Source organism: Psychrobacter sp. P11F6, from assembly GCF_001435295.1.
GTDB lineage: Bacteria > Pseudomonadota > Gammaproteobacteria > Pseudomonadales > Moraxellaceae > Psychrobacter.
This window is the reverse complement of the sequence record NZ_CM003594.1, coordinates 1,290,976-1,303,709: the sequence shown is the minus strand read 5'-3', so window position 1 is coordinate 1,303,709 and position 12,734 is coordinate 1,290,976. Positions and strand designations below refer to the sequence as shown.

Below are 12,734 nucleotides of genomic sequence, written 5' to 3'. Positions count from 1 at the left end.
CCAATACCAATATTGATACTGATCCGCTTAATATAAGGTTTTGCATCATGCCTAATCCTGCCGACAAAGCAGCCCATTATAAACAGCCTATAAAGGCTTTATTATCAACCGTTTTTTTCCTGACAATGACCTCGATTGCATCGGCGAGTCATCATACTCCTGAAGTGGCAGTAACCCATGACGCTACTCACTGTGCCAATGATGTCCAAACTCAGTCTCACCACCCAAAATACCAAAGTACGCGCCAACGTGCTATGAATTGTATGTTGAAAGAGTTACAAGCGTATCAACAAAAAAACATGAGCGCACGTCAACAATACTTTGCCTATAAAGCTCAGGCTTGGCTTAACTACGCCATCCATCAAGACAGCATGAATAGTCGTTCACCTGCTGGACAGCAAGCAGCACAGGCAGCACAGGCAGCAGAGACGATTTTGACCACCTTGAAAAATGGCAAGGAACAAGATCTCAACCTTATTCAAGACATACCATCAAACTCTGCTCTCATGCGCCCCGATCTATGGGCAACCTTAAGCGCGCTAAAAGATAGCGGTGGTATCGAGTCAGCACCACGAGAGATAGCTTTCAGCGAGGTCGCTTTAATTTGGGCTGCTACGAACCAGTGCGAGCGCGGCTGGCGGGAATCAGGCATCCATTTTCGCATGGCAGATCGTTGGCTTGAACAAGCCCGCGAAGCTTACGTCAATACCCATGATTCACAGACCAACGTCGCTTTGGAAGAGCTGATCGTCAGCTATTATAAGCAATATGAGACATTAGATGCGAGTACTGATAGTTGCCGTGGGCAAGTATTAACGCCTATCCGTTAAGTCCATTACTACCACTGCTCATCAAGGCAGTCAATACAAAAAAGCCGACATCATATATCGGCTTTTTTGTATTGACTTAGCAGACATTAGAGCATGTTAATCACACTCTAATGTCTAAGCATCATCTAAATAGCGAAAAAACTAGCGATTCTTACGCGGTAGCTTTTCTGGTAGATAGCAACGCAAATAAGCGATAAACGCAGTGTTTGCTTCTTGGATATATTCATTGGTAATGCTTTGATGACGGCGATAAGACAATGTGAATATCGCATTAATAATGCTATAAGCAATCAATAGCGTGTCTTGAATATCATGGAAACTCGGCATCTCATAGCGCTCTGATAAACGCTTATAAACCAAATCGACAATTTGATGATCGATATCTTCACCAAAACTATCACCTTCAAAATCAGGCGTGTTCGTGTCATAAATGAGCTTGGCTTTGGTTTCGTCGTTATGGAATATCGTCACACAATTATCAATAAGCGCCGTCAAATAGCCCTGCCATCTGTCATAATTACCAATATCGACTGTTTCTACTATTTCTAATATTTCGATAGCATTCAAAAAACGCAATGCTAAAAATATTGCTTCTATGTTAGGAAAAAAGTGATAAGCAGAAGCTCTTGGAATGCCTGCTTCTTCACATACAGCTGCCAAAGTAATGTCATTGATAGGTTGTGTTTCACTTAACTTCTTGGCACCAGCCAAAAGTTTTTGACGGCGCGCACGGCCTTGTTGGCTGGTAAACTTAAACTTATTCGGGACCAGTTTTTTTGCCAGTTCCGAATCTACCAACACATCTTCAATCTTTTCGTCTTTATTTTCGCTCATCATAAGTCTCTTAATGTTACACCCTATTTTATAAATATAATCTTCAATAGATAGTATTCGCCCTAAATTGAAGAATTACATCCTATTAGCTAATAATGTAGCACTGATATTAGCGCTACTATGTCTAATGGAGAGGCATCATAAACGCTTGTACACTATCAAGCAAGGGAGATAAATGGGTTAAAAATTAATGTATAGGTCAATCATTTAATAGCGTTAACCACGTAATGTAAAAAATTTAATCATTGAGTTTAATTTTCGCTCTTATAATACCATGATCGATGACTCTATCTGCATAGTCCCACTTTAAATGGTCATTGAAATAGTCTACTCTTTCAACCTGACCCAGTGAAAACTTGCTATCAGGAAGAAACTCTTCTGAAACAAATAACTGATCAATCACTTCTGGCATACCTTGATATATATGGGTATATGCCACATCTTTCATCCAACCATAGCGTGCTTGGATACGGGCAGCATCGAATAATGCAACATCGCGCATACCTTTGTCATAATTAACTTCACCAGTCTCAGCCATCAATTGGGTGGTGACGCTACCAGTGACATCGTTCATATCGCCTAACAAAATCAATGGCTCACGAGTATGACGTAAGCGCTCTATAATAGACATGCGAATAGAGGCTGCTTCTGCGGCGCGCATACATAAGCTACGGAGCTTGGCACGGACTCGAATATTTGGATCGTCCATGTCTTCTAACAAATTGCCACTTTCATCACGCAAGAAAAATGCCCGTTTGCTTTTTAGATGCGCCGTAATAATCGTTATCGGTTGACCAAAGGCATCAACCCGCACTAGCAATGGTGGACGATTAAAGCGCTGGTAAGGACCAATATCAGGGATATCAATCACCGCCTTTGGTGCAATATCTTCAAGCAAGCGGCTTTCTAATTGCTCAAAACGGCTAATAATACCAACAGCAGGAGTGTTTTGTGCCCCTTTGCCATGGGTATAAGGGCTTGAACGGTCGTTACTTGCCAGCGGAACAACAACATGCTCGGGCTTAAATCCCAACGACACCGCCAACGCTTCAAGCGCATTACTATCCCAGACTTCTTGCACCGCAATAATATCAGCATGTGCTTTTGCTAATAAATCAGTGATGCCGCTTAGCTTGTGCTCATATTCATCGTTACTGTAAGCTGGCGCATTGTCATAATAAATTCGGTTAGGGTTGGCAAAATTGAGCAAGTTGGCAGTGGCGATATAGAATTGTCTGGCGCTTTTAGCTTCCGCATTATTGTTCATAGATTACCTATCATTTTTATTCTAGAATATTGCTTCCAAAGATGATTGGCTGTTTAATATATTCATACTTAGTAATATACAGCAAAAAAGCCTCCAAAGAAATCTTTGAAGACTTTAAAATAGCATAAATTGAAAGTATTTAGTCTATCAGCAGACCCAAGTCTACAATCAGACTAAGCCCAGTGATAAGGTAGTAAGCTTATATACTGTCTACTTACTTAAATCAAATGTGCTGTTAGTTTCGCTTATTAAGATACACGATTCCATGCGTCATACGATGCTTTGCGTGCCTCTTCCCACTCCATGCGTGATTCACCTTTTACTTCATGCCATGAGCGCTCTAATTCAGCTTCATGGTCTTCAAAACGTGCATCCGCAGGATAACGAGCACGGTTGGCGTACCCTACTGCATAAGCTGGATGTAGATCACGGTCGAAGTCATAACCTTCTTTGTAATAATCAACATTTGCATATTCTGCACGCCAGTAAGCTTCTTCACGTGTTGGATCAATCGCTTCTGCTGCTGCATGTCCTGCACCGCCACCAACGATAGCACCAATCGCACCACCAATAAGTGTGCCAAGTGGTCCTGCCATTGTACCGATTGCTGCACCCGCTGCTGCGCCGCCAAGACCACCAATAGCTGTGCCTACTGGATGCGAACCTGGCTCACCTGTGATGATATCAGCATTCAGATCCTGCTTAGCTTCTTTTGACATATGCTTTACTTCACTGCGATCAATACCGTCATAGTTACTCATAATTTTATCCTTAAATTAATTTGTTATATTTTAGATTTATTAAGTGCTAAAAATTAGCAGTCTTACTCGAATCATGTGTTACTTGAGTCGCCTAAAGTATAGAAATTTATGGATAACAACAGATAGATAGGTTGTGTAAATTGTGTCCAGATTGCGATTGTCTTGCGTTACAGCCTGTATCTTTATAATGATTTTGTAGGACAGTGAAGCGTTTTAAGTAATTTTTCATTGAATTGTTACAATATTTTAATGTGTCTGTTCAATACTTATAAGGATGTCAATGCTCTATCGATGGCTCGTTGCCACTTATTAAGATGCTGTTGACGGATATCACTGGACATCTGGGGTTCAAAAATCCGATCGACTTGCCATGATGCTTGCATCGTCCCTTCATCATATAGCCCCGTTTTTAAACCTGCGAGTAATGCTGCACCTTTGGCAGTGATTTCTGTATCTCTCGGACGCAGGACAGGCACATCGAGTAAATCAGCTTGAAACTGCATCAATAAGTCATTGTTAGCCGCGCCGCCATCTACTCTTAGCTCAGTTAATGGATGAGGGCTGTCTTTTTGCATGGCAATGAGCACATCATAAGTTTGATAGGCAACCGCCTCTAACGCAGCACGAGCAATATGGGCTTTCGTCGTGCCGCGGCTCATACCAGTAATACTCGCGCTGATATCGGAGCGCCAATAGGGTGCTCCTAGCCCTGTGAATGCAGGCAGTAACACCACCTCTTCACTACTATCAACTTGGCGGGCTAAATCTTCGACTTCACTGCTTTGTTGAATCATACCCAGATTGTCCCGTAACCATTGGACAATAGCACCTGCCATAAACACACTACCCTCCAAGGCATAAGTGACTTCCTTTCTGGGTGGCTGCAACATGCGTTTGCCTGACTGTACAATTTGATCGAAAGATAAATTGTCTGGACGAGTCGGTGTGGATTTTCGTTGCCAAGCGATTGTCGTTAGTAGTTTATGCTCGCTCAGTTTGGGTTTTTGACCAATATTCATCAGCATAAAACACCCAGTGCCATAAGTGTTTTTAGCCATGCCCGCATCGAGGCAGCCTTGTCCAAAAAGTGCCGCTTGCTGATCGCCCAATACCGCTTGAATAGGAATTTGTTTGGCAAATAGTCCTTTTTTGGTTTTACCAAAGTCACCATCAGATGCTAGGACTTTAGGCAAAATATTCATGGGTATCGCAAAACGGGCGCACAGCTCTTCTGACCACCCAAGCTTGTGGATGTCATATAATAAAGTACGGGAAGCGTTGGTCACATCAATGACATGCTCGCCACCGGTTAGCTTATATATGAGCCAACTGTCTATAGTACCAACCGCTATTTCTCCTCTACTGGCTCGTACGCTCAATTTCGGATTGTGCTCTAGTAGCCAAGCGATTTTGCTGGCACTGAAATATGGATCTAAACGTAGGCCTGTAATACGTTGCACTTCGCTTGCCACATCATGGCTGCCATTCATCATGCTGCTGGCACTCTCAGCTGCGAGTGTTTTACAGTAGTTCGCCGTACGGCGATCTTGCCAAATGATGGCAGGGGCTAAAGGTTTACCCGTTTGCTTATCCCACATGACAATAGACTCACGCTGATTGGTGATCGCGATACTGGTGACGTCGGTAGCAAGTAGCCCTGCTTGATTAATCACATCATGGGCACAGCTAATCTGCGTTTGCCAAATTTGTTGCGCGTCTTGTTCGACAAATCCCGCTTTTGGGGTTTGTAAAGTGGTAGGCTGCTGTGCCATTTTTATCGGACGCGCACGATCATCGTACAATATCGCTCGACTCGATGTCGTCCCTTGATCCAAAGCCAAAATATATCCTGCCATTACTCACATCCTATTTTGTCGCATTCATTTTTTACAATTATATTTTATAGCCGAGTCTTTATTGATAGCACGTACTTTTTGCGAGTAACGCTTATCACAATAGCCAGTTTTATTTACATTAGCACTGCGCCAATGAGCAATTGCTGACAGTTAAAATAAATGCCGTTCATTTTAATCTTGCTCAATGCTATAAGGTGCTGAAATATAGCACACACCACTGTTATGTATAGTTTATAAGCTGCTTTGTAGTACAACAATCATCACTAACCATCATTATCGCTGAAAGCTTTTAAAAGTGATCTAAAATCGATTTAAGTGCTAATGACTTGATAAACCTTTTATTATTAATTAACAAATGATGTTATTATTTGTCTTAACACCCGACCTCTAACATAAAATCATGGCTCATTCAACACACAGTAAGCAAATACTGAGCATTGACCCGTCACTATTGTGCCACTACAGTGTAGCGCTTGTTATCCATAACAAAATATTGGCTTCTGTTAATGGTTGACCATATTGAACTGTTTTGACAGGGTTTGACCACAACAGTTGATATTTTTGATACTTTTTGCCTGACTCTAAAATACTTTGCATTCTAATTAATGGCTTATGTGACTTATGAAATTTGCTTTATCGACTCTGTCTACTGCGGTGATGACGATTACGTTCATGGGTTTAGTGGCGCCTGCTTTTGCAAGCGCTACTGATCATAATATCGAGTCACCGAATGAGGTCACAGCCGTTGCAGTGACGCAAATTGTCGACGCTGACACTCAATACAGTACTCAAAGCACCATTCAAGACAGCGCTCAAAACAACGCTCATAAAAATGAGATCCAAAATAAAAGGTCAATGATAGATACAGATATGGGTCAAGCCGAACAAAAAACTGGCTTAACAACGCTAATCGATCCCATTACCCATAAAAGTATTGATAATAGTTATCCATTAGCAGTATCTAGCCTGTTAAGCCTTGAGCAAGCTCAAAATATTTTATTGCAAGTGTCACCAAAATTGGCCGCCAATCAAGCGGCGATTGCTGCTAGTGAATATCAAACGGATGCGCTCAAAACCTTGGACAATCCATTGGTGTTTGCCCAATTATCAGCCAATGCTTACAACTTAGACGCGGATCTTGACTTATCATCATTGAAAAACGGTATTGTTAATGACGTTAACAATGGTGTCGATAATGTGATTCCGCCTATTCCACCGCTACCAGATTTGCCAAATTTTGGTGAATTGGTCGGTGAGCGTATCCCAGATTCTTATGAGTTAAAGCGCTCAGGCTCAACGGCTGGTGCAGGTCTGGGCGTGGTTTGGCCCATCTATACTGCTGGACGTACCAACGCTTTGACAGGTGCTTCCAATGCCCGTACCCAAGAAGCCGTCGCAGACAGTCTATTGGATAAAAACGAGCTTTATAACACCCTGATTGAGCGTTATTTTAAGGCACAGCTGGCCATCATTGCCGCTTATTTACGTGAAGATGCTTATGATACCTTGCAGCAGACTGACCATATGGCGCAGCGGCTTTTTGAAGAAGGTTTTATCTCACGTGTTGATCGCTTAGAAGCACAATCTGCGCTTGCCGATGCAAAAAGTGAGTCCGTCAATGCCAATAACGATGCTCGTCTTGCGATGATGGCTTTACAGCGGCTATTACGTACCGACTATCGCATCAAACCCACGACACCGTTATTCGTCTCTAGCCGTCCTTTACCCGATGTAAACTATTTTCAGAATTTATCACTCACCAATCACCCAGGTCTACAAAAAGTAGCCGCCAAACGCGCACAAGCTGAGCAGCTACATGCGCTATCAGATACCGGTCACAAGCCTACCGTTATGCTCTATGGCTACGGACAAATTGAAAAAGACCCCAGTTGGGTAGCCGGTATATCAGCCAGCTGGAAGCTGTGGGGTGGTCTTGATAAAAATGCGTCACTCGCATCGAGTAATGCCAAAATACGCCAAGCGGATCTGTCTGAAATCGAAGTCAGTGACAATTTATTATTACTGGTCGAAAAAAACTGGCACGATGTTAATAATGCCCAATCTCGTTATCAGGCATTACAAAGTAACGTAGATCTGGCCGCAGAAGTATTGCGTTTGCGCCAGTTGGGGCTACAAGAAGGTGTAAATACACCGATTGAGGTAGTCCAAGCACAAACGCAGTCGCTTAAAGCACGTACTGAACAAGCGCAAGCGGCGAACAGCTATGTACAATCGCTGGCCGCACTCATGCAAAGCTGTGGTACGCCTCTTGCCTTTAATGCCTATCTTAATGCTGCTGATATTCGATTACCGACTTTGTATACTGAGTAATGATTTAATTTGAAAATGATAGATAGTGTGGATAAGCGTTTATATAGTTGATTCAATTTGAAAGTATGACAAGGCAGCTGAGCGAAGAGGTATATTTGATACTTCAAGCGAGGTTAACGCCGCAATACTATTACAGTAGCCTGACCATACTAATTATCATGAAGCTGTCAATAACCATACTATTGCTAACTCTATTGCGAATACTGTTTTATGAAAAACCCGACTTCTAAATTAATAAATAACTGGCTGCAGCCTTCATTAAAGACGTGGCGTATTGCGAACAACTCTAATGTTTGGGCACATTGCGCGAGCGTGGGATTTTTTGGTTTCTTATCAATTTTTCCAGTAATGGCGGTGTTTGTACTGCTTTATGGTCTCGCGTTTTCACCAGCTGAGATGCAAGAGCAAATCTCGATTTTGCGTCCCTTTATACCCGATACGGTGTATGAAGTCCTCAATTCACGCCTAAGCGCATTGGTCTCTAATACCACATCCGCGCTCACGTTTAGTCTTGTCTTATCGACCTTACTCGCCCTATATGCTGGCTCTAAAGGTGTTAAATCTTTAATTATTCTGATCAATCTCGCCTTTCATATCACTCAAGAGCGCAGCTTCATACAAGGTAATATTTTAGCAGTCAGCTTAACCTTTGGCGCGGTAGTAATCTTGATTATAGCGGTCTCTTCTATTGCTATTATTCCTGTAGGGGCAGCCTATTTCCCCTTCCCGCAAATAGCTAAAACGATTGCGCTTTGGAGCAGGTGGCCTATATTGGCTGGTATAATATTTTTAAGCTTTTTAAGTCTCTATCGCCTAGCCCCAAACCGTGACGCCGTTGCGCTAAAAAAACTGGTACCAGGAGCAACTCTGGCGACCATTCTTTGGATTGTATTGTCTGTGCTATTTTCGATTTATGTGCAAAACTTTAATAACTATAGCGCTGAGTTTGGCGCGCTTTCAGCTGCCGTGGTCATTATGCTTTGGCTTTATTATTCAGCATTTATCGTCGCTTTTGGTGCGATTTTTAATTCTGAAGCCTTAGAAAGCGCCAAACCTTATGCTGCACGAATGTACTAATAACATACCCTTTATCCTCAATTTTGCTGCTTTAGGAATCTCACTGTCATGACTGAATCTACCAACGAATCAGACGACTCGCGCAAGTTAAACGACTCAGAGCAATCTACTGACTCAGTCAATAACCATAACGATCAAGCAACTGATGCTGAAAATGAGCAAGCAGTGCCTACTTATAAGCGCCATGCAGAAAAAGCGGATAAATCTGCCATGATAAAAAAGGCACTTCTGGCGCTATTGGTTCTGATTGTATTAGGTGTTATTGCCTATGGTCTATATAAAAGCAATCAGCATAGCGAGCCTGAAGTCGTGACTTTGCAAGGGCAGATGCAGATGCAGCAAACCTCCATCGCGGCAAAAGTGCCGGGACGTATTGCCAAAATTCTGGTCACAGAAGGTGATGCAGTGACAGTCGGGCAACAGCTGATTGAAATGGACTCGCCTGAGATTAACGCAAAGATCAATCAAGCGCTGGCTGGCAAGCAAATGGCACAAAGTCAGTTAGATAAAGCAGAAAATGGCGCACGTCCACAAGAGATTGCTCAAGCAAAAGCGGCGTGGCAAGCCAACAAAGCTGCTTCTGATTTGGCGGAGAACACTTACCAGCGTGTCAACCGCCTGTATGAAGAAGGCCTTATGGCACGGCAAAAACGCGATGAGGCATATGCGCAATATCTGGCCACTCAAGATCAAACTGAAGCGGCGCGCTTGCAATACGACTTGGCAAAAGAAGGCGCACGCAGTGAAGATAAATCAGCGGCGACAGCACAAGTAGCACAAGTCGATGCCCAACTAGAAGAAGCACTGGTGGCAAAAGAAGAAGCCAACTTAAAAAGCCCTATTGCAGGCATTGTGGACAATGTCATTGTCAGCGCGGGTGAAGTCATCGGACAAGGCGTGCCTATCTTGACGTTGGTCAATACCGATGAGCAGTGGGTCGTACTTAATGTCACCGAATCCTACTTAAACCAGTTTGCGATTGGTCAGAAATTTACTGGTACGATTCCTGCGCTGTCATCAGCAAATAAGCCTTATACCAAACAGTTTACCGTTTATGCTACGTCAACATTGTCTGACTTTGCCACTTGGCGGCCGACCAATAATGATGACGGCTTTGATGTACGTACCTTTGAAGTAAAAGCACGTCCGACGACTCCTGATGCACGTATTCGCTCAGGTATGAGCGTTATTGTACGCGTCAATCCAGCACTTACTAATGCAAGCCAAGAGTAAGCCATGCACCCGATGAAGTTAAGTAAGACTTTTTTACGTAGTGCTGCCTATGAGCGACGGTTTTTGACCAAAAATCCGTGGGACTTTAGTATGGTGGTCTGGATACCACTGGCAACCGTTTTACTGATTTGGTGGATATTTTCACAAACACAGATTACGGATTTGCCCATTGGGGTGATAGACCAAGACAATAGCCCGATTGCCAATACCGCGGTACGCTATTTGGAAGCCAGCCCTACTCTAACGGTTAAACAGCTTTATTACTCAGAGGCTGAGGCAAAAGCGGCTATTTTGCAGCGTGATATTTACGCTATTGTCATTATCCCTGAAGATTTTTCTCGGCATATTTTATCTGCTGAGCCTGCTCCATTAATTTTACAAGTAAATGCTCAGTACGGTACACATTCGGGCATTATCCAGACTAGCGTTCAAGCGGTCGCTGGGACGTTATCGGCAGGCGTTGAGATACAGCGTTTAGTCAAACAAGGCATGGCACCGTCGCAAGCTGCGATTGCTTACTCGCCGATTGGTATACAGCGTATCAGCCTGTTTAACGCGGCCACCGATTATCAGCAGTTTTTGGCTTCAACCGTCATACCCGCGCTGCTGCATATTTTAGCGATGGTGATCGGTGCAACGACGATTGGTCGTGAGCTGCGGGATAAACGACTCGGCCACTGGTATCGCTTTATCAGTACAGGTCATCCTGATTTGACGCAAACCACACAAAACGAGTCAACATCAGGGCAAATATTAAATGCCGTAGAAAACAACCAAGACTTGAGTGAAAACGATCAAATCTCTGTCTCTAGCCATGCGAATGAAGATATGATGGAGAGTGCAAACGTTTTAGTATTATTGTTTGGCCTGTTAGGCAAATACTTTTGGCCGACATTGGCCTTTAGCATTTGGGCGATGTTGGCTCTATGGCTTGCCACACCGCAAGAATCCGTTGCCATGAGCTCAGTGCTTGCAACTTATGCTGGTTTGATATTATTAATAATGCTATCGTTTTGGTTGGGTGCTATCTTTACCTTAGGCTCATTTTCATTACGCATGGGCTTGTCTGCTACTGGTTTTATTTCAGCACCTTCTTATGCCTTTGCTGGTGTGACCTTCCCTTATATTGCTATCAGTGACAGTGCTCGGCATTGGTCAGATGCACTGCCACTCACTCACTATCTAAAACTGCACATTGCACAATTACAGATGCAAGCGCCTGTTGCTGTGTCATTGCCGATCGTCTATGGTCTGGCTATTGCCACGACGATTGCGATGACCCTGACTACTTTATTAACCAAACGCGCGCTGGCGCATCCTGAACGTTGGGGAGCGCGCTAATGTCATTACCACCAAAAGACCATTTATCTTCGACAACGTTAGATTCAACCAAGCAGTCTTCAACACCTAGTTTCTTAGGTAGTTTTTTACAAACTATTAAGGACATCTTTTCTGATAAAGGTGTGCTATTACTCTTACTGATTGCCCCCATTATTTATGGCTTCTTTTATCCTTGGCCGTATTCGACAGAAGTGGTCAACCATGTACCTGTTGGTATCATTGATAATGACAATAGTAATCTATCACGAACCATCGTTCGCTATGCGAGTGCCAGTCCACAGTTAGACACACAGCTTTTTCTCAACGAGCAGCAGGCTAAAGAGGCCATGTGGTCAGATGAAATCGCTGGGTACATGGTCATTCCAAGTGGGCTTGAGCAGCAAGTACTATCGGGAAAAGCGGCGAGCGTCAGCGTATTGGGTAATGGCGGCTACTTTCTGTTAAATAAAAACGTACAGATGGGGTTTTTAAAAGCAGTCAGTACGGTATCAGCAGGGATTGAAGTCAAAAAAAACGTGTCACAAGGTGCTTATTCAGCAACAGCGGCTGCTAATACTCAAGCGGTACCATTAGTAATTATCCCTTTATACAATCAAACAGAAGGTTATGGCGCTTATGTGGTGCCAGCGGTCTCTATTCTAATTTTGCAACAAACCTTATTAATCGCCACAGCGATGCTGATTGGTACGTGGTATGAGCAGCGGCGACATGCGACAAGTATCCGTGGTTGGCTTGGGCGAATTGCTGCGCTCAGTATGTTTAGCTTCATTATTGGCTGCTTTTATTATGGTTGGACATTTGAGCTACACCACTATCCGCGTGGGCAAAACATGCTTGGCAGTTTACTGTTCCTTTTGTTATTTTGTCCAACCGTGGCGACACTTGGTTGTGTGCTTGGACTCTGGTTTCGCCAGCGCGAACGTAGTATGCAAATCCTAATTTTTAGCTCACTACCGATGTTTTTTGTCAGTGGTTATCCGTGGCCAGCAGATCAGCTGCCCACAGTTTTACAGATCATACGTTGGTTCGTACCCACGACACCGGGTATCAACACCTCCGTCCAGCTTAATCAAATGGGGGCTAGTATTTCCCAAGTTTCTACTGGATTTTATTCACTAGCCGCCTTATGGGTGTTTTACTTTGCGCTACTTATGTGGGTGCGCTGGCATGACGCGAATAAAGTACTTAAAACAGTGTCCTAAAG

General features: G+C 43.5%; 10 protein-coding genes. 6 read left to right on the top strand and 4 right to left on the bottom strand.

The window, feature by feature from the left end:
- The first annotated feature begins 47 nt into the window (after positions 1-47).
- A complete protein-coding gene (locus AK822_RS05430) occupies positions 48-830 on the top strand; it encodes a hypothetical protein (protein WP_060490840.1) in 783 nt (260 codons plus the stop codon).
- A 141-nt stretch (positions 831-971) separates the two neighbouring features.
- Here AK822_RS05430 and AK822_RS05425 read toward each other — a convergent pair whose 3' ends face one another.
- The 4 genes from AK822_RS05425 to glpK all read right to left on the bottom strand — a co-directional run bounded on the left by AK822_RS05425 (position 972) and on the right by glpK (position 5,548).
- A complete protein-coding gene (locus AK822_RS05425; RefSeq protein ID WP_055124242.1) occupies positions 972-1,664 on the bottom strand; it encodes a TetR/AcrR family transcriptional regulator in 693 nt (230 codons plus the stop codon).
- 238 nt (positions 1,665-1,902) lie between these two features.
- Positions 1,903-2,931 (bottom strand): endonuclease/exonuclease/phosphatase family protein, encoded by a 1,029-nt coding sequence (locus tag AK822_RS05420; RefSeq protein WP_060490839.1) that lies wholly within the window; start codon positions 2,929-2,931, stop codon positions 1,903-1,905.
- Positions 2,932-3,179: 248 nt separating this feature from the next.
- Positions 3,180-3,692, bottom strand: a complete 513-nt coding sequence (locus AK822_RS05415; protein WP_045446919.1) for a hypothetical protein — start codon at positions 3,690-3,692, stop codon at positions 3,180-3,182.
- Between the two features lie 266 nt (positions 3,693-3,958).
- Entirely contained in the window at positions 3,959-5,548 is a 1,590-nt protein-coding gene (glpK, locus tag AK822_RS05410) for a glycerol kinase GlpK (protein WP_060490838.1), read from the bottom strand.
- A gap of 621 nt (positions 5,549-6,169) precedes the next feature.
- Between glpK and AK822_RS05405 the strand changes: the two genes are divergently transcribed.
- From AK822_RS05405 to AK822_RS05385, 5 genes are all read left to right on the top strand, one after another.
- Entirely contained in the window at positions 6,170-7,879 is a 1,710-nt protein-coding gene (locus AK822_RS05405; RefSeq protein WP_060490837.1) for a TolC family protein, read from the top strand.
- Positions 7,880-8,089: 210 nt separating this feature from the next.
- On the top strand, positions 8,090-8,956 hold the full coding sequence (locus AK822_RS05400) for a YihY/virulence factor BrkB family protein (protein WP_060490836.1): 867 nt from the start codon (positions 8,090-8,092) through the stop codon (positions 8,954-8,956).
- Positions 8,957-9,004: 48 nt separating this feature from the next.
- A complete protein-coding gene (locus AK822_RS05395) occupies positions 9,005-10,189 on the top strand; it encodes an HlyD family secretion protein (protein ID WP_087945569.1) in 1,185 nt (394 codons plus the stop codon).
- Between the two features lie 3 nt (positions 10,190-10,192).
- Positions 10,193-11,530, top strand: a complete 1,338-nt coding sequence (locus AK822_RS05390) for an ABC transporter permease (RefSeq protein WP_060490835.1) — start codon at positions 10,193-10,195, stop codon at positions 11,528-11,530.
- Positions 11,530-12,732, top strand: a complete 1,203-nt coding sequence (locus AK822_RS05385; RefSeq protein WP_087945568.1) for an ABC transporter permease — start codon at positions 11,530-11,532, stop codon at positions 12,730-12,732. The genes AK822_RS05390 and AK822_RS05385 overlap by 1 nt, the downstream gene beginning before the upstream one ends.
- The last annotated feature ends 2 nt before the right edge of the window (positions 12,733-12,734 follow it).